The sequence below is a fragment of the Kordiimonas marina genome (assembly GCF_023006325.1).
Lineage (GTDB): Bacteria > Pseudomonadota > Alphaproteobacteria > Sphingomonadales > Kordiimonadaceae > Kordiimonas > Kordiimonas marina.
On record NZ_JAINDF010000001.1, the window covers coordinates 594,608 to 612,882 of the forward strand.

13 protein-coding genes are annotated in these 18,275 nt (G+C 58.1%); 6 read left to right on the forward strand and 7 right to left on the reverse strand.

All coding sequences use genetic code 11. The annotated features are described in order from the left end of the window. Positions 1-24 precede the first annotated feature (24 nt). Positions 25-1,128 carry a YkvI family membrane protein gene (locus tag K6118_RS02715; RefSeq protein WP_247118675.1) on the reverse strand — a complete coding sequence of 368 codons (1,104 nt, stop codon included), beginning with the start codon at positions 1,126-1,128 and terminating at the stop codon, positions 25-27. A 479-nt stretch (positions 1,129-1,607) separates the two neighbouring features. Between K6118_RS02715 and K6118_RS02720 the strand changes: the two genes are divergently transcribed. The 3 genes from K6118_RS02720 (at position 1,608) to K6118_RS02730 (ending at position 4,206) form a co-directional block, all read left to right on the forward strand. Beyond that, positions 1,608-2,294 carry a GntR family transcriptional regulator gene (locus tag K6118_RS02720; protein WP_247118676.1) on the forward strand — a complete coding sequence of 229 codons (687 nt, stop codon included), beginning with the start codon at positions 1,608-1,610 and terminating at the stop codon, positions 2,292-2,294. 211 nt (positions 2,295-2,505) lie between these two features. After that, positions 2,506-3,774: a D-amino acid dehydrogenase gene (locus K6118_RS02725; RefSeq protein ID WP_247118677.1), complete on the forward strand. Its 1,269-nt coding sequence runs from the start codon at positions 2,506-2,508 to the stop codon at positions 3,772-3,774. A gap of 36 nt (positions 3,775-3,810) precedes the next feature. After that, entirely contained in the window at positions 3,811-4,206 is a 396-nt protein-coding gene (locus K6118_RS02730) for a RidA family protein (RefSeq protein ID WP_247118678.1), read from the forward strand. 41 nt (positions 4,207-4,247) lie between these two features. Here the strand turns inward: K6118_RS02730 and K6118_RS02735 are convergent, their stop codons facing one another. The 4 genes from K6118_RS02735 to K6118_RS02750 all read right to left on the reverse strand — a co-directional run bounded on the left by K6118_RS02735 (position 4,248) and on the right by K6118_RS02750 (position 10,840). Further along, the gene (locus K6118_RS02735) at positions 4,248-4,835 is read right to left on the reverse strand and encodes a helix-turn-helix domain-containing protein (RefSeq protein ID WP_247118679.1); all 588 of its coding nucleotides are present in this window, start codon (positions 4,833-4,835) and stop codon (positions 4,248-4,250) included. Between the two features lie 180 nt (positions 4,836-5,015). Next, positions 5,016-6,689: an N-acyl-D-amino-acid deacylase family protein gene (locus K6118_RS02740; protein WP_247118680.1), complete on the reverse strand. Its 1,674-nt coding sequence runs from the start codon at positions 6,687-6,689 to the stop codon at positions 5,016-5,018. 50 nt (positions 6,690-6,739) lie between these two features. Next, on the reverse strand, positions 6,740-8,620 hold the full coding sequence (locus tag K6118_RS02745) for a beta-lactamase family protein (RefSeq protein ID WP_247118681.1): 1,881 nt from the start codon (positions 8,618-8,620) through the stop codon (positions 6,740-6,742). Between the two features lie 84 nt (positions 8,621-8,704). After that, positions 8,705-10,840, reverse strand: coding sequence for a TonB-dependent receptor (locus K6118_RS02750; protein WP_247118682.1), 2,136 nt, complete (start codon positions 10,838-10,840; stop codon positions 8,705-8,707). Between the two features lie 389 nt (positions 10,841-11,229). Between K6118_RS02750 and K6118_RS02755 the strand changes: the two genes are divergently transcribed. After that, a complete protein-coding gene (locus tag K6118_RS02755; protein WP_247118683.1) occupies positions 11,230-12,375 on the forward strand; it encodes a DUF819 family protein in 1,146 nt (381 codons plus the stop codon). An 18-nt stretch (positions 12,376-12,393) separates the two neighbouring features. Here the strand turns inward: K6118_RS02755 and K6118_RS02760 are convergent, their stop codons facing one another. Together K6118_RS02760 and dsdA are read right to left on the reverse strand one after the other, a co-directional pair. Continuing rightward, complete coding sequence (locus tag K6118_RS02760) at positions 12,394-14,568, reverse strand: serine hydrolase (RefSeq protein ID WP_247118684.1); 2,175 nt, start codon at positions 14,566-14,568, stop codon at positions 12,394-12,396. A 94-nt stretch (positions 14,569-14,662) separates the two neighbouring features. Beyond that, the gene (gene dsdA / locus K6118_RS02765) at positions 14,663-15,988 is read right to left on the reverse strand and encodes a D-serine ammonia-lyase (RefSeq protein WP_247118685.1); all 1,326 of its coding nucleotides are present in this window, start codon (positions 15,986-15,988) and stop codon (positions 14,663-14,665) included. A gap of 185 nt (positions 15,989-16,173) precedes the next feature. Between dsdA and K6118_RS02770 the strand changes: the two genes are divergently transcribed. Continuing rightward, the gene (locus K6118_RS02770; RefSeq protein WP_247118686.1) at positions 16,174-17,157 is read left to right on the forward strand and encodes a LysR family transcriptional regulator; all 984 of its coding nucleotides are present in this window, start codon (positions 16,174-16,176) and stop codon (positions 17,155-17,157) included. Between the two features lie 114 nt (positions 17,158-17,271). Then, positions 17,272-18,150 (forward strand): CPBP family intramembrane glutamic endopeptidase, encoded by an 879-nt coding sequence (locus K6118_RS17480; protein WP_247118687.1) that lies wholly within the window; start codon positions 17,272-17,274, stop codon positions 18,148-18,150. Positions 18,151-18,275: the final 125 nt, after the last annotated feature.

Consider the following 18,275-nt stretch of genomic DNA (forward strand, 5'->3'; position numbering starts at 1 on the left):
AATACCGTCTTTGGCCCTTTGGCCTTACGCCTCATCGGCCACGGGCTGACCCCCGCGGAAAAACACACGCCACGCCCCCACCGTCAGAAGCGGCAGGACAAGCACACCGATGAAAACCAGGGTCAGGGCGCCATATCCCTCAGCAATCAGGTTGATAATGCCGAACTTGGTCCCCGCCAGAACGGCGAAGATGATCAGGGCCACAGCCACGACCGGGCGTACATAACGGGGCAGCGTCTTCCCCGCCTCCCGCGCGCTGACATCCAGCCGTTCATTGACAGCGTGCAACAGCGCAGTCCCGGTCTCGACAAAGGTGCCGAAAACGACAATCTGGAACGCCAGTTCAAAGGCAGGCAGCTTCAAAGCCGTCATCAGCGCCGACGCAGGAACAGGCGCTGACCCGATCGATGGGTACAAGGCCATCATGGCGACATAGAACAGGATCGCCGGGATAACGGCGATTGCCCCCGCCAACAGGCCAGCGCCCATAGTTTCACGGCGGCAACTAAGCCCCCGCACGGCGAACAATACCGTCGGCAGCACCGCCATATTGTAGCCGGAATAAAGAACACCGCCGCTGAGCCACCCACCCCCCATACTGGCGTCTTGATAAACCCCGGAGATGATGGAACCGAAGTGCGAGAAAGCCAGAACGAACAAAGCAATATAGACGGCATACAGGACGAACGACCAGGCCGAGAGGACCTTCTTGATGACCTCCGTACCATAGAAGGTCAGAAGGGCGATAAGCGCCATCAGCAGCAGGGTGCCCACAATCGGCGGGACACCGGCGCTCGCGGCCACCAATTCGCCCGCCGCCGAGGCCAGGACCGACAGAATCAGGAGCAGCAGGGCGACAAATGCCAGCTCGAAAATAACCCAGGCCCGGCCTAACAAAGCCCGGCAAAACTGGCGGTAATCATAGGTGCCGTTCACACGCGCGAATTCAAAGCCCAGTGCCAGGACTATGCCGAAGACAAAACCGGCAACAAGAAGCCCCAGCACGCCACCGATGGGACCGCTCTGGAAGAAAAACTCAACCAACTCGCGCCCGGTAGCATAGCCGCCACCGATGACGACGGATTGGAACATGAAACCGGGCAGCAAATATTTCTGGAAGAAGCTCATGCCCAGCACTCCCCTTTCCCGAAAAGGCAGTCATGCTCGCGGATGATGTCCGCCAAACGCTCCAAAAATCTCATGACCTGATTCCGCATCTTCATGCCATTAAAAAAACTGGGGGTACCTGGGAGGGAAGCACCCCCAAAAGGCGCACAGAAGAGGATGGCACCCCCAAAGGATATGCAGGGTCCAGAACGCTGGTATCCGGCTGGACCAGATTGCCCGGGGCCAGGCAAAAAACCGTCGCGGTATGGCCTCATAAGATTTTCCTCCCACTCCACAACGGCTGCAAATAGCGTCATTGGCACCGCATTTATAGCAGCCTTATTTTTTAAATCAAACTATTTTAGCTGTGTTATTTATTATTATAGCAGTTATAATGGGAACCATGGCCGGACAACAGCTTGAGTCCGGCGGGGAATCTGTATAAAAGGCTGGTAAATGCCCGCCTTAAGGGCATCCGTGAGATAACAGGCAGACACCACATGCAGAGAGATGAGCTCCAGAACAGCGATGCACGCGCAGCCTATGAGGCCATCATGGACGCCATCGTCACCCAGCAGCTGGCGCCAAGCCAGAAGGTGTCGGAGAATATCCTGAGCGATATGTTTGGCATCAGCCGCACGATTGCGCGTAACCTCATCGAGCGCCTGATCGCCAAGCAGTTCCTTGTCTCGGTATCGCCGCGCGTGACGCTCGTCGCCCCGCTCACGCTTCTGGATATCAAGCAGAATTTTACCCTGCGCAAGGTTCTGCTGCCCGCGATCTTTTCCCTCACCGCCGCCAAAGTCGACCTGGAGGCACTGAAGCTGCTGAACCAGGAAATTGAGAAGATGCAGCCGGTCTCCAACGACGAGGAGGCACTGGAGCTTCTCAAGAAGAACAAGCAGATGAACCTGATGCTGGTCGAAGACGCGGGCTACCCGCTGATGATCGAATGGGCCCACCAACTTGAAGACACGGCGATGCGTATCTACTGGCTATACCTGAAAGCTCAGAAGCGCCTGCCCTACGCGAGCGACCAGCAGGCTATGACCATCAATGTCATGAAGAATGATGAACCGACGCGCCTGAAGGCCATCATTCAGGAGGTCCTGAACCAGACGGAAGAACGCATCCTGACGACGATCTTCTCCAATGAGCAATTCTACTCGCAGGACCTGAAGGTTTAGGCGTTAAGCGCTCCCGCACCTTCCCCTCACACCCCCAAATCTTAGCAGCCCGACACCCCAGCGCCACCCACCGGAGCAGGCGTACAGCCCGTGCTCGCCAGCGCTGAGTTCCATGAAAATAAAATATATTTCTTTTCATAATAATATTTACTATAAGAATATTATTGAATGATCCTCGTTACTTTTCCTACGGATTCGGGATAAACCCACGATGAAAGCAGTCATCATAGGGGCCGGCCTGCAAGGCATTGCCACCGCCTATTTTCTCTCCAAAGCCGGGCTGGATGTCACGGTGCTCGAGCGCCGCGAAACCGCTGGTCTTGAAACCAGTTATGCCAATGGCGGCATCTTGACGCCCAGCATGTCCGACCCCTGGAATGCCCCCGGCTGCTGGAAGGAAATGCTGCTGACCATCGGCCGGGAGGACAGCCCCCTGATGGTCCGGCCCAAGGCCCTGCCGAGCATGATTGGCTGGGGCCTCAAGTTCCTGGGCAATGCCACGGCTGAGGCCTATGCGCGTAGCACCGCCGCCAACTTCAAGCTGGGATATTTTTCCGTGGACATGATGCACGAGATCCGGGCCGAGCAGGATATCGCCTATGACTTTTCCCCCCGTGGCACGTTGAAGCTTTATTCCGATCCGAAACTGCTGGCACAAAAGACGTCGCTACTGGATCAACTGGTCCCCCACGGGCTGCGTTTCGACATTCTTTCCCCACGGGAGATTGTCGCGCATGAACCCGCCCTGGCGCCGACGGCCGACCGACTGGTGGGAGGTTTCTACTTTCCTGATGATGAAAGCGGCGACGCCCATAAATTCTGCCAGGCGCTTATGGAGAAGACCAAGGCGCTGGGCGTTACCTACCATTTCAATTGCGAGGTGACAGGCTTCTCTCATGCCGGTGACAGCATTGCCGAAGTCATCGCCGGGGAGGACCGCTTCCTTGCGGACAATGTCATTCTGGCAACAGGCACCTTTAGCGCCGGGCTCGCACGAAAAGTCGGTATGCGGCTGCCCATCCAGCCGGTGAAAGGCTATTCCCTCACCCTGCCCACAGACGGCATGAAGCATGTCCCATCCATCCCGATTGTGGATGACAGCCTCCATGCCGCGATCACGCCGCTGGGCGACCGGCTGCGCGTGGCGGGCACTGCCGAGTTCGCCGGATTTGACCGGACCCTCTCAACCGGGCGGATAGAGAACCTCAGGGATATCCTGTCCACCATCTACCCCGCCTTAGCCGGGCTTGCCCACGGAGGCGACGGCGAGGCCTGGTGTGATTTCCGCCCCATGTCCGCGGACGGTGTTCCCCTGATCGGCAAGCTTGGCGCCATAGACAATCTTTATATCAATGCCGGTCACGGCCCCTTGGGCTGGACTATGGCCGCGGGCAGCGGCCGCTTGCTTACCGACCTGATCACGGGAAAGGCGCCAGATATCGACCCCGCCCCATACCGCACGGACCGCCCCGGTCTCTGACCACCCTCACGAAGCCCAAAAAAAAGGAACCTCCAAATGACTCTTCAACGCCTTGGAAAGCCGCCCGTCCTAAAGGACGGCACTGTCGTCCCGCTTTCGCCCGCCGTCCGCGCAGGCCAGCATATCTATCTGTCCGGTGTCCTGCCGTTCCGCCCCGATGGCAGTTTGGCTGAGGACGACGTTGCGGCCCAAACGCACCAATGCTTCGCCAACATGGCGCGCGTGCTGGAGATGGCGGGCGCCGGGCTTGAGGATATTGCCAAAGTCACCGTCTGGCTTGTCCGCAAGGAAGACTTCCCCGCCTTCAACGCCGCCTATGCCGAGAATGTCGGCGACCAGCCGCCGGCGCGCTCCACAGTGTGCGCGGCGCTGATGGTGCCGGATGCCCTGGTTGAGATCGAAGCCATCGCCATCGCCCCGGCGGACGCCTGAAGCTCAAGAAAAGGAGAAAGCGCCGGATCACGCCTTGGCGCTTAATCCGCCGCGAGGGTAACCCCAAGGATGCGGGCAGGCTTGCCGCCGGTGGCGACATAGAGGTGCCCCATGGGGCTGTCGATATAGAGGCTATCGCCTTCTTCGAGGATGATGGGCGCATATTGATCCAGCAGCACCTTCACCGAGCCCTCGAGAACATAGATATATTCCTCGCCCGGGTGACTGATCATCTGGCCTTCATTCTCATCGCCGTCCGAAAGCTTCAGGTCCACGACCATGGGAATCATGCCCTTTTTGGAGATCATCGAGCACAGATAGCGGCTTTCATACGCTTCGGAGGAAACCGTTTCGCCCTCTCCCTTGCGGGAAACCGTCATCCGGGCTGTCGGCCTGGCCGGGCTGCCCGCGACCGGAATCTGTTCATGCAGAAGGTCGGTGATATCGACTTCCAGCCCCTTGCAGATGCTGACAACCTTGTCGAAGCCGGGGGAGATGACATCATTTTCGATTTTCGAGAGGGTAGACTGAGCAATATCGGTTTTATCGCTCATCTGGGTCAAACTCAGACCGCGTTCCCGCCTGAGTTTGCGGATTTTTTCCCCGAGTTTAAGTTTACCCTTTTCCATACTGACCCTGGTCCATTCTTTTTATCATTCGATACTCAACCACACACCGCGGCGGCTGCCTTCAGGCAGCCATCCCCCCGGAGGGGCTATCATAAACATCCACAATAATAAAACGGATATTCACAATAGTAAACATACGCCACTTGCCAGCCATAGGTGGCAGACGCCCTTCTCTGCAGGCTATGACTGCGGGTGAGGCGCAGCCCCCTTCCCGACATAGCCTGCGCCTTTAAGGGTCTTGCCAGGCCGTGCGCCAGTATGTTTGCCATGCACGACCACCGGCACACCGTTTACCAGCACATAGTCGATACCCGTCGGGTAGCGCATGGGGTGCTGCCAGTCAGCCTGGTCCTTGATGGTATCAAGGTTGAACAGCACCACATCGGCCCACATGCCTTTGCGGATGACGCCCCGGTCGGTAATGCCCATCCTGGAAGCCGGCCATGAGGTCATCTTCCGGATGGCTTCCGACAGGGAAATGATGTGTTGCTTCTTCACATATTCGGCAATGATCCGCGGGAAGGTGCCATAGCTGCGCGGGTGCGGCAGGCCGAGGGCATCGATCCCACCTTCGCTAGCGCTCGCCGCCGCGTCACTGCCGATACTGACCCAGGGGAAGGTCTTCAGGGCATATTGAAGATCGTCCTCACTGATCATGAAATAGAGCGCGACTGCGCGGCCGGGCAGCGCCTCCAGCATGATATCCCATGCGACATCTTCCGGGTCTTTCCCAAGCTCCTTCGCGATCTCCGCGATGCTCTTGAACTGGTATTTCCGATATTTGGGCGTGATCGAGTTCGCCAGCACCACGTGGCTCCAGCCGCCCGATTCCTGAACCATGTTCGACCATTCCTTGGTCGCCGGGGCACGCACCTCGCGCTTGAGCCGCTTGCGGATTTCCGGGTCCCTGAGGCGCTTCATGCCCTCGTCATACCCGTCCTTGAAAACCCAATCCGGCACTGAAACCTCAAGCCCGGTGCCGCCCGCCGTGTAGGGATAAAGATCGGCGGCGATATCCACGCCGTCGGCGCGCGCCTTGTTCACCAGCTTGCCAAGTTCATGCATATGGATGCCCCACTTAGGCTGATAGGCCGCTTTCAGGTGATAGATTTCCACCTTGATACCGGCCTTCTGGCCAATGGTGATGGCCTCCTTCACCGCGGGGAGAAGATAGCGCCCCTCCCCCCGGATATGGCTGGCATAAATGCCGCCATACTGCGCGGCAACACGGGAAAGCGCGATCAATTCATCGGTGGACTGGAAGCTGGCAGGCGGATAGACGAGCGCCGTGGTGATCCCGAACGCCCCCTGTTGCATGGCTTCCGCCACCAGCGCTTCCTCCGTCGCCAACTGCTTGTCGGTCGGCTGGCCTTCACCATCTCCCATCACGGCAACCCGCGCCTGCGTTGCGCTATAGTAGGAGCCGAAGTTCAGGGAGATGCCCTGCCTCTCCAACTGGTCAAAATAGGCGCTGATCTTTGCGGCCGGAACCGGCGTCCCGTCCTCACCGGCGATGGCGGTGGTCACCCCCATGCGCACCTTGTTTTCCGCGAGGCCGTTTTTCAGAAGCACCGAGCCGGACTGGTCCATCATGTCGATCCAGCCGGGGGAGACATAAAGCCCCTTGGCGTCGATCTCCTTTTTGCCGTGGCCGGTCACATGCCCGATTTTGGCGAAACGGCCGTCCTTGATCGCCACATCCGCCCGGACCCAGGGGTTGCCCGCGCCGTCGAGGACACGCCCGTTCCGGATCACGATGTCATATTCCGGCGTATCCGCCGCAGACGCGCCCACCCCTGCGGTGGACATGACGACAAACGCGACGAACATTTTGAAGAAACGGGTGATAGACATAGCAGCTCCTACATCATGCGAAGTGCACGGGAAACGATGCCGTCGGCTGATCAGAAATACTGATAGCCGAGGATATTCCAGAAATAATAGAACCAGACCAGAAACAAGGCGGACGCCGTGACGAGCGTATAGTGCAGCTTCCGCCTGACACCCCATTCACGGCTGCGCCACACACGCACAGCCACAAAGGCCTGCAGGAGCGAGCTGAGAGATGCCAGAATGGGCACGGTCAGCAGATAGCCCAGGTACACCGGCAGACGGGCGGAGATATGGCTGCCATCGACCGCCATCATCAGCCCCGCCAGCAACCAGAACAACAGGTGCAGCACAGACGTTGCCGTTGAGACACGAATGGCCCGCCGTTCGAACACAGGCTCCGCCTTGTAAACCCGCCTCTTATAGATCGCCGCCAACAGAACGGTCACCAGCAAGAAGAGCGACAGGCCTAGCCACGGGAAATTGAAGGAAGCGCTGTAATAGAAGGGCGACCGGCCCCATGTCAGGAACGGATAGTTGGCCATATGCAGGGTGACGGCTTTACCGGTGCCATCCGTTTCGAAGAACAGGCGGAATTTCCCGCCCACTTCGTGAAAGAGATTATGGTCGACCTCGACAAACTGCCGGTCCCGGCCGAGGCCCGACACCAGCAGGTGATTGTCGTCCGTGGCACTCACCTTCACCTGTGAAAGCAGGCCCAGGACCTTCTCAATAGTACTGAAGTTGGAACGCCACATGAAATAGCTGCCAACATACGATCCGGCCCTCGCGCTAAAGTCCGCGGGCGCCTTCAGCGGCGCTTCCTTCACCGGGAAATAATAGTCATAGAATTCCCGCACGAACTGGCTTCTGGCCTGCCGGCCATCCACCTTGTTGAAGGAGATGAAGATCCCGAGGTTGTGAGTGAAGTCCAGCACCAGGTTGGTATGGAAATTATCGGTATCGCCACCATGGCCGATCAGCCGGAAACCGTTTTCGTCTTCCTGGTAGAAGCCGTAGGCCATCCCCGGCAGCCGCTTGTCGACACCGAACAGGCGGCTGTGCATCAGCTTCGCCGTTTCAGGCTTCAGGATACCGGCGCCGTCCTGCAAATGGGCCAGCATGAATTTCGCCATATCATCCGCGGTGGAGGACATGGAACCCGCAGGCGCAAAACTGCTGATATATTCAAACCCCTGCGCCTTGAAGACACCCTCTTCCCGCGCGTACCCCGAGGCCACATCAGCCGACAGCGGGGCGAGGATAGGCTCAACAAAGGTCGAATGGGTCATGCCCAAGGGCTTGTAGATATGGGCCGCGACATAATCGTCAAACGGCATCCCGCTGATATTTTCGACAATCAGGCCCGCGAGCGCGGCGCCATAGTTCGAATAGGCCGACAGTTTCCCCGGCGGCAGAATCCGTTCCGGCATATATTTGGCCATAGCCTTCCTGAGCGGCATGACCTGATCCTGGCCCGCCGCGATCAGATAGCCGAGGCCCCCATCCTCGAACCCCGCCGAATGGGACAGAATATCCCGCATGGTGATGGGGCGGTCAAACGTGTCGGGGATCTGGAACGTCTTCAGATATTTGTTGACGTTGGCATCCAGGTCCAGCTTGCCCTCTTCATAGAGCTGCATGACCGCCGTCCAGGTGAAGAGCTTGGAGGTCGAGCCGATGCGGAACAGGGTACTGTCCGGCCGAACGTGCGCGCCCTCGGCCACCCGGGCATAACCGTAGCCCTTTTCCAGGATAACCTTGCCGTCCTTGACGATCGACACGGTCGCGCCGGGAATGTCCAGCGCCTCCAGCTGCGCCCGGACGACACCATCGACAAAGGTTTCAAGGGCTGCGTGATCATCCAGGTTGGGTGTCTCGGCGTTTGCGCCCCTTGGGCCTGAAAGCGATACCGCGGCCAAAAGCGAACAAACCAGAGCCAATATCTTATGCACGGAAGGTCTCCATAAAAGGAAGAAAACTCGGGCCGGCGAACCGGCCCGAAACCACTGACTGTCACAGACTATCAAACCCTGAGGTTAGAACCGGGTTTTGACAGACACACCGAATGTCCGCGGGCGGCTTGTCTGGATACGGACATCGCCCATGAAACGGTTGAACAGGTTGACCGGACGCTCATCCCAGAGGTTGTCGACGAAGAGGTCTATTTCATAGTTACCCATCATCACCCCGGCCCGGACGTTGCCCATGGTATAGGCTGGTTGCGCGTCCGCCGCAGCGACCCCGCCGGTGCCGGTTGCAGTCGCAAAGCCGTTCCGGGACGCGCCGACATGCTGGACACTGCCTTGAACGAAGGCATCCACACTGTCCGTCAGCGCGAAGCTGTAGCGGGCAAGCGCTGCCAGGTTCACATCCGGCACACCCGGGATATTGTCGCCCTTCTTGCCATCACCAGGGAGCGGCTGGTCTTCTTCCAATTGCGCATTGGTGTAGGACCCGGACAGGGAGATATCGAGCCCTTCCATCGGCCGCAGGGTCATCTCGGCTTCAACACCTTTACTGCTGGCCTTGCCCGCATTAGCGGTGAAGGAGAAGCCGTCCGAACGCAGGACAGTCACCTGAATGTTCGACCAGTCCACATAGAAAGCGGCAAGGTTCAGGGTCATGCGGCCGTCGAGTAAAGTGCTCTTCGCGCCAACCTCGTAGCTCCACAGACTGTCGGAATCATAGGACGTCGGTGACGGCTCACCCGTATCGGGGTCAGGCGGGTTACCCTGCCCGGTCGTTCCGCCCTGGCGGAAGCCTTTTGCCGCGGTGGTATAGAGCATGAAGTCTTTAGACGCCTGGTACGACAGCAGGAATTTGGGTGTAACACCATTTTCCGCCACGCTCGTATTCACAGTCGTCGCCGGACCGACCAGAAGACCGGAGGTGTAGCTGGAATCTTCAACCTTGATGTCGAACCAGCGCAGCCCAACCGTGGCCTTCAATTTGTCGGTCAGGTCATAGGACGCCTCACCGAACAGGGCGACCTGCCGGGTGGTTGTCGGGATAGAAGCCTCAACCAGGGTAAGGGGGTCTGTCGACAGCCCAGGGAAAAACGCCGCTTCCGCAAGCTGGTTGAAGGTCCCCTTGCCGTCCTTATAGAAGACACCGGCGATCCACTGGAACCGACCATCATTCTGCGACACGAGGCGGGTTTCATGCACCCAGGAGGTATCAGGCTCGGTATTTTCCAGATAGGCCGGAATACCACCCAGAAGCGGGGACAGGTCACGCAGGTTCGCGAATTGCCTGTCGAAATAGGACGTTGACGAATTCAGGTTCGCCCAACCTAGGTCCAAGTCCAACGTCAGGTTATAGGCGGTGAATTTGTCGTTGGTATATTCCAGATACTTCTGGTTCTGCTTCAGGTCCCCGATGGCCGGGTCATAGTGCCCGATGGCATCGTATTTGGAGTCCTGGTGAATAATATTGAAGGTCAGCATCAGGCTGTCACTGGCCTTCAGCCGGGCAGCAAACCGGCCACCCCAGGTTTCCTCCTTGTTCACATTGTTGAGACCCAGGGTCACGTTATCCACATACCCGTCAAAGTTCCGGTAATAGCCGACAGCGCGAACCGCCAGCTTGTCATTGACGATCGGGATATTGACCATACCGTTGAGGGCATAGTTGCTGCCGCCCTTATGGGTGCTGGAATAGGTTCCCTGCACATCGGCGGCAAAGTTTTCCAGATCGGGCTTGTTGGTGATGATGCGGATGGTCCCGCCCATCGAACCTTCCCCGTAAAGGGTACCCTGCGGGCCCCTCAGGACCTCAATCCGTTCGATATCGAATATTTTCAGGTCCGGGTTCCTGGACGCAGCCCCAACCGGCACCTCATCAAAATAAACACCGGTAGTTTGGGTTTCGGCATTCACACCGCTCGAGATACCCCGAATGACGATTTTCTTGCGGCTCGGCCCCCGGTCAACAAAGGACACAGACGGCAGGCTGCGGGCATAATCCACGAAGTTGTCCGCCCCCATATTGTCGAGCGTCTTCCCGGTCAAAGCCGAAATGGACATGGCCGTATCCTGCAGCGACACAGCCCGTTTGGTTGCGGTGACAACGATTTCTTCCAGGGCAACTTCAGTCCCCGGCTTCTTCGCATCCCCCGCCTTTACCGCGGCACCATCTGCGGCGGCATATGCAGCCCCCACAGGCATTATCATCGCACTCGCCAGCGCAGCACAGCAAGCCGAGGACAGATATTTAATCCTGAACAAGTTTGACAAAGCGTCTCTCCCACATTTTTTGTTCCTCCACGAACTTCAGGGATTGGCTCTTGACCTCGGCTCAAGCAGTCAAACATTGCGCCAATATTTCCTTTAAGAAAATATAATTCCTATTATAATAAGTGTCAATTCATATTACCTGCATACAGGCGCTCACACAGGCGGGAGGGAATTCGGCTTATATATCGGTTAAATACCTATAAAAGAACGAATATTTTCCATTAATAACAACCATAGGTACTCTATTCGCAGCCCTTGACGCCCCATCCTGTGCAGACGGAATATAATTCCTATCCGACATACGTCCCAAACCTTGAGGAAATGACATGAAACCAGAGGCCCTGATCTCACCCCACAATGACATGGCGCTATGGACGGCGATGTTTGTCCTTGTCGCTTTCGCTTTCTGGGCTGAGAGGACCCGGCTCGGGAAAAGCGTCTCCGGTATCATGTTGGCCATCGCCGTCTCCATGACGCTTTCCAACCTGAACATCCTCCCCAAATCGGCGCCGGCGTATGATGTTGTGTGGACATACCTCATCCCGCTTTCCATTCCGCTTTTGCTGTTCAAGGCTGACCTTCGCCGGATCATCCCGGAGACGAAAGGCATGTTGCTCGCCTTTCTTTTCGGGGCGCTGGGCACCACGGTGGGCGCGGTCATCGGGGTCCATGTTCTGCCTTTGGGGGAAAGTGCGCCATCCCTGGCCGGGATTTTCAGCGCCACCTATATCGGCGGTAGCATGAATATGGCCGCAGTGGGCGCCGCCCTCGGGGTGCACAAGGACCTGCTGACAGCCAGTGTCGCGGCGGACAATTTTGTCGGCGTCCTATACCTGGCGCTTCTGGCCATGATGCCGATGTTCACCTTCCTCAGGCGCTGGATACCGTCCGACATTATCGAACGCGCGGAAAAAAGCGCGGATGCCGAAGCCGAGCACAGCGTGGAACACAGCGCCCTGAACCCCTTCCATATCGCGCTCGCGCTTTCGCTCAGCTTCGCCATCTGTACGGCCAGCAACGCGCTCTCGGCCTACCTGGGGATCGGTACCTATAATATCCTATTTGTCACCGCCTTCTCGGTGCTGATCGCCAACGCCATCCCCCAGCATATGAAGAAACTGGAGGGCGACTATGAAACCGGCCTCATCTTCATGTATCTGTTTTTCATCATCGTGGGCGCAGGCGCGGATATCGCCGCCATGTTCGAGAATGCGCTGATTATTGCGGCCTTCTGCGCGATCATCCTGTTTTTCCACATGGTCACCATCTTCGGGGCCGGATGGTTTTTCAAGCTGGACCTGGCGGAAATCATCATCGCCTCGAACGCCTGCTCGTCCGGGCCGGCCAGCGCCGTCGCACTGGCCGCAGGGAAATCCTGGAAGGAGCTGATCACACCCGCCGTCATGCTGGGTGTCTTCGGCTATGTCATCGCCAACTTCATCGGCATCAGCTTGGCAGGGCTTCTCTCCTGAAGCCCCGCCGCCCGGTTATCAGTTCGCGGGTATGTCAGGAAAATCCCTGTTCTGAATGGGATAGTCCTGCCATCCGTCGAAATCGAAATGCCACCATTCCCACGGATAGATTTTAAAGTCATTTTCCTCCATGGCCCGGCGCAGCAGGTCCTTGTGCCAGCGCTCAAGGTCGCTGCCGCCGATATATTGCGGCCAGGAGCGGGTCCATAGCTCGTCATACCGGCCGGGCATGGTGATAACCTTGCCGCTTTTCAGGTCGAAAAGCGTCAGGTCCACCGCAGCACCCCGGTTATGGCGGGAGCCGTCAGGCGGGTAGGCAACATAGATTTTCGAGTCCTGCGGCGTGGCATCCCAGAAGATTTTGGTGACATACCACGGCCGGTATCCGTCATGGATCAACAGGCCATAGCCCCGCTTCCTAAGCCAATCGTCGACCCTGCGGAGGGCAAGGGCCGCCGGCCGTTCCATAAAGGCGCGCGCCTGCGGATACACCGGCGTGCCGATGAAGTTGTTGGCCGTGGCATAGCGGATATCCAGCTTCAAGCGCGGGTCGATCTTGATAAGCTCAACCAGATCCGGGGTTTTGGTGCCACCCTCACCCTTCGGCGGCACGGCCTTCAACGCGCCCGTGCGCAGGCTGTCATTGATCCGGACACCGGCGCGGACTTTCTCCTGCACTTCGGCACCAAAATCATGCCGGGCATAGGCCCGGCCAAGGAACGCGACCTTCACCCCCTGCCCGGAAGCATCCGTGCTGAAGATCAGGTTTTCCCCGGCATATACATTGCCTTCAGGCAGGCGGTAGACATCGGTAGCAATCCGTGTGAGCGGCACATAGTAGCGCCCGTCAAGGCGGGCATAGGCCTTGCCGTCCCACTGATAGAGGCGGATGAAATCCTTCTGCGTGCCATATTCACCCATCAGCCCAGCAAGCTCGGCACTGGGTGCCTTCGGCTTCTGCCAAACCGCACGCTGATATGTCTTGCCGTTCAGGCGCACCCAGCGGCCTTCTGGGTCGATCACCAGGTCGGGCGAAAAATGACGGACATCATCCAGATACCAGGCACCGTTCTTCTGCCGCACCTCCGCCGTAACCGACGCCGCCTCCAGGTATAATTTGTCCCAAAGCGAGCGCAGGATCAGACCTTCGCCGCCGTCCTGATAATAGCCAGCGAGCTTCTCCTTGATAGCCGCAGGTACCAGGTCAGGGACGATATAGTCCGGCAGCGGCGCGCCCTTCGCGGCGGCCTGCATCAGCTTTTCACCGTAGCGTGCCAGATGCGCCACCACTGGCGTCGCCTGGGAGCCACCTAAAACCGCCACACCGATTTTCCGGACCGGATCAAACCGGACTGCAGCGCTGTGGCCATAAACCGCGCCGCCATAGCTGACCGAACCGGCGGCGCCGACATCCCGCCGATGGATACCCGGCTTGGTCACGTCATTCCATGCAGGAAGGGCCCACAAGACGGCAAGCGCCTTAGCCCCGAGAAGCTGGCATTTTCCGGCCTCACCGCGCCCGGACAGCAGCGCATCCATAAAGCGGCCCAGGTCCTTTGCCGAACTATAAGCCCCCTCGCCAGCCACTTGGTTCACATCACCGCGGGGAGCGGTAACCGGGTCACCGTCATAGGACGTATACTGGCCGTCCACAATGGGACGCGGCAGCTGCGCCCCACGGAAGCCGCTGTGGTTCATCTGCGCGCAACCAAAAATACGGGCCTTGGCAATCGCCTCATAGGGTTGCCCTTCGACTGCCTCCAACACTTTGGCCAGCACCCGTGCCGTTGAGGCCGACTGCACCTGATGTGCCATAAGCTGCCTGAGGGTGACGGGAGTCTTTCCAGCTGTGCCAGCCGCAAAACCCGGCAGGTATTTTCGGACAGGCATGTCCAGATCCAACTTATTTTGTTCCGCCAGTTGCAGGACCAGAACATCCACGAACAATTCGCTGACCGCGCCAAGCCTATAGGCACTGTCGGCCGAGGCAGGCCTCTTTCCGGCGATATCCTCGTGACCCGCGCTGCCCTGCCAAACGCCCCCCCGGCCTGCGACCAGAACCGCCGACAAGGCCGGAATTTTCTTGGCCGTCTGCTCGGTTTTCAGGGCGTGGGAGAAAAGCTGTGCCGCGGCGGCCCACTTTGGCGGCGGCGCGGCGGCGCCAGCCTGCCCCCCCAGGAAAGCCGCAGACATCAGACACGCCAAAGCACCCCACCGCGTTTTCAACAACATAGCTTTTCCTTCCATGGGGACGCCCGGATCAGCTGCTTGACCGGGCTTCCCGACCTCAATTTTTCTGACGTCCAGTTCTTTTCCGGCGGGCTATGGCGCCTTCTCTGAAAAATGCTTCATAGTCCTGATCCGGCAGGAAACGCCCGCCGGTGGTCCAGATGACATGAACGGCGTCTGCCATAGGGCCCGCCAGGTCGTTGCAGATGCAATAAGCCCGTCCTGCCGCCGAGCCATAAAGATGAACTGGCCCAAACACACCCGCCGCCGCGGAGGGTTCGACACGAAGCCCTTCGGTCTCCTTCAGAAGGAACAATCCTTCCATCAAGCGTTCATCGCGGACCGTAAAAATACCGGACAAAATCGGCCGCATCAGACCTGACGCCAGAACCGATGCCGTCCCCACCGCCAGGCCATCCGCCTCCGTGACATTATCGAGCCCATAGTCATAAACCGACACGGGGCCGCCTGTTTCCTTGATCATCTCAACCAACATGCAAGGCGATGCGACAGGCTCAGCAAAAAAGGGATGAGCATGACCACCGAACACCTGATGCGCGCCAAAGGCTATGCCCCCAGGCGCACCGCCTATCCCGCACGGCAGATAAAGAAATAGCGGCCGCGTCGCGCCGATCTCGATCCCCAGATCACAGAGCTGTTCCTTCAGCTCGAGCGCTGCAACGCTGTAGCCCAGGAACAAAAGCCGGGAGCCTTCATCATCGACAAAATAGGTTTGTTCTTGGGCCTCGGCGCGGGAAGCTGCCTGCCGCACGGCAAAGGTATAGTCATCATCATATTCAAAAACGGTTGCGCCGCGCTCCCGCAAAAGCGCTTTCTTCCAGGCCTTGGCGTCCCGCGACATATGAACTTCAACCTGAAACCCGAGCGCGCGGCCAACGATGCCGACGCTGAGCCCCAGATTACCGGTACTACCAACCGCGATCACACGGTCGGCGAAAACCTTCTTCATTTCCGGGCTTAACAGCCGTTCAACAGGGTCTTCACGGGTCATATAGCCGTTCTGCACGGCCCAATCCCACGCATGGGAGAAAACTTCAAAGATTCCTCCCCGCGCCTTTATCGACCCCGCAACCGGAAGGTCATGGTCGGCTTTGACGAAAAGCTGACCCACGGCATCCGGGTCGTCAAAAAGCGCGTCCTGAAGGCGTGGCACGGGGATAAGCGCCGAGCGGACACCGCCGATGGCATCCAGGTCCGGGAACAGCTGGCGCAGGGCCGGGGTCATCTGCTTGAAACGGTCGCAGGCATCAACAAAGTCCGCTCGCGTCAGGGCAGCACCAGTCCTGTCGGAATCCGTTCCGTGCCGTGATGGGTTAAGCCAGAAGATTTCTTTATAGCTTTTTACGTCATCGGCGATCGCCATAAGCCTAAATCTCTGTTTGATCTATTACGAGACACAATAGTGCATCTACACTTCTCCCCCCAAGGAATGAGGAAAGAAGTGTAGATTGCAAGCCACTGATTGAGCCGGTATGTCAGTGTCCACCTTATTGCTAGATCAGGCGCAAACTTCTTGCAAACGATAGAATATTATATGAAATATAAGATATGCTTATATCTGGAAACACCATATCGCCCTACCTGATCGGCAACCTGTTCTTTTTTGATGTGGTCTGCCGGCACCTTTCCTTCAGTAGCGCTGCGGAAGAATTGAACGTTTCGCAGGCGGCCGTCAGCCAACGCATCCGCCAGCTTGAGGAACAGCTCGGACTCCCACTATTCCACCGGCACGCACGCGGCGTCACCCTGACGAAGGCGGGGGCCAGCCTGCATAATGGAACCACGGATGGCTTCGGAGCGATTAGCAGCGCGGTCTCAAAATTGGCCGCTTCACAGACCAGGAATGATCTTGTCGTCAGTTGCCCGCCATCCCTGGCGATGGACTGGCTGATCCCAAGGCTGGATGACTTTTACGCCACGCACCCCGACATCAAGCTGAAGATACTGGCGGAATACAAAGCGCCGAGCAGGGAAGATTTTCAGCATGGCGGCATTGACGTCGCCCTCCGGTACGAACCCCCGGTCCTGCATCAGGGGCTCACCGCGGAGAATATCGCGGAAGAACAAATCGTTCCCGTCTGCACGCCCGCCTTCAAGCAGAAGCTTCAGCCGCGGAAAGATCTCGCAAAAGCCCTGGCCAAAGTCCCCCTACTACACGATGGGGAGGCCTGGGACGGCGCGCCAAATGATTATGAATGGGCAACCTGGCTGCGCCAGAACCATATCCGGGATTTTGCCTGCCCTTACGAAAAATTCTTCAACCTGGCACAGCTTGCGGTCAAGGCCGCGCTTCAGGGACAGGGGGTTGCCATTGGCCGTGCGACCATCATCCTGGACTATCTGATCAAGGGAGACTTGATCATGCTCGACAAGGCGCCTGTCGCCTCCGGCCTCTGGTATCGTTTCATTACCCCAGAAAGTGCGGAAGAAACCGAGCAGGTGGCTAAATTCAAGTCCTGGTTCCGGGAAAACACCCAGTCCTCCTCGGAGGTGCTCAAGCAATTCCTTCAAACCGGCGCACCTGCCCCCTAGACCCGGAAACCGTTTGACGTTTAGGGAAGAAGAACGGCATAGTCCTGAAAGCCGGTTTATGTCTCAGTGTCCTCCATATTGTGGTTTTCCCCAATAGCGAACAGAGGACAGAACGTGAATTCATCAACCATATCCAAAGGGCAGTCCTTCAAGGAAATTGGCCTCTTTATCGTCATTGCCGTCTTGCTGATGGCCGTGTGCGATGTGCTTTTGCTGGAATATTCAGCCAATCCCCACTACGCGATAACGCTGCGCATGTGGTCGGTAGGGATCAGCGCCTTCATTGTCCTCGCCCTTTTCAAAAGGCCGCTGGCCAGCCTTGGCTGGAGGTGGGGTAAGGCCAAATATCATGCCATGGCTATTCTGTTACCGGTCCTCTATGCAGGCATAGCTTATTTCCTGGCCGACGCCATCGGCCTCGCCACACTCGGCTCTGACGCCACCCTCAAAGCTTTTGTTGCCAAGGCGGGGTTTGAGGAATTCGGTGCTGCGGGTCTGCTGTTCTCCGTCCTGTTCCTGCTCGTCGGCGCGATGCCGGGCAATTATGCGACCGCGCTGGGTGAAGAAATAGGCTGGCGTGGCTTTCTGGCCCCGCGCACCAATACTGCCTTCGGGTTTGCTGCAGGCACGCTTTTTACCGGCGTGGTCTGGGGGCTATGGCACATGCCCCTGGTCATACTCGGCGGCTATCACGCGGGCGGCGCTCTAGCTTATGAAATAGGTTCCTTCATGCTGCTCGTCGTCTCAATAAGCGGCATCCTTGCCTGGCTTAGGACGGCCTCCGGCAGCCTTTGGCCCGCTGCGACACTTCATGCCGCCCACAATCTCATCATCCAGAAGATTTTCGACCCACTGACAACGGAGGGAACATCCCATGTCACCATGGTCGGGGAATTCGGGGTCCTGCTGGCGATGATCGCGGCCCTTGCCTCCGTGCCTTTCTGGGTTCTGGGCTACCGGTCATGGAGGGCACAGCATCCCCCGCTTTTATGATCAGGCGCCCGAGGGACCCTCGGCCTTGTCATATCGTGCCCCGGCGCACCTGCAGGAACTAAGCTTCTTGAACAGCCCACCGTTCAATCTTGAACTCACTTTTTCGGTGCACAAAATAAAAGGGG

Coding starts and splice junctions, on each gene's coding strand:
- K6118_RS02720 (WP_247118676.1), top strand. CDS start 1,608: ATGCAGAGAGATGAGCTCCAGAACAGCGATGCACGCGCAGCCTATGAG.
- K6118_RS02730 (WP_247118678.1), top strand. CDS start 3,811: ATGACTCTTCAACGCCTTGGAAAGCCGCCCGTCCTAAAGGACGGCACT.
- K6118_RS02735 (WP_247118679.1), bottom strand. CDS start 4,835: ATGGAAAAGGGTAAACTTAAACTCGGGGAAAAAATCCGCAAACTCAGG.
- K6118_RS02740 (WP_247118680.1), bottom strand. CDS start 6,689: ATGTCTATCACCCGTTTCTTCAAAATGTTCGTCGCGTTTGTCGTCATG.
- K6118_RS02760 (WP_247118684.1), bottom strand. CDS start 14,568: ATGTCTGCGGCTTTCCTGGGGGGGCAGGCTGGCGCCGCCGCGCCGCCG.
- K6118_RS02770 (WP_247118686.1), top strand. CDS start 16,174: ATGCTTATATCTGGAAACACCATATCGCCCTACCTGATCGGCAACCTG.
- K6118_RS02755 (WP_247118683.1), top strand. CDS start 11,230: ATGAAACCAGAGGCCCTGATCTCACCCCACAATGACATGGCGCTATGG.
- dsdA (WP_247118685.1), bottom strand. CDS start 15,988: ATGGCGATCGCCGATGACGTAAAAAGCTATAAAGAAATCTTCTGGCTT.
- K6118_RS02750 (WP_247118682.1), bottom strand. CDS start 10,840: ATGATAATGCCTGTGGGGGCTGCATATGCCGCCGCAGATGGTGCCGCG.
- K6118_RS02715 (WP_247118675.1), bottom strand. CDS start 1,128: ATGAGCTTCTTCCAGAAATATTTGCTGCCCGGTTTCATGTTCCAATCC.
- K6118_RS02725 (WP_247118677.1), top strand. CDS start 2,506: ATGAAAGCAGTCATCATAGGGGCCGGCCTGCAAGGCATTGCCACCGCC.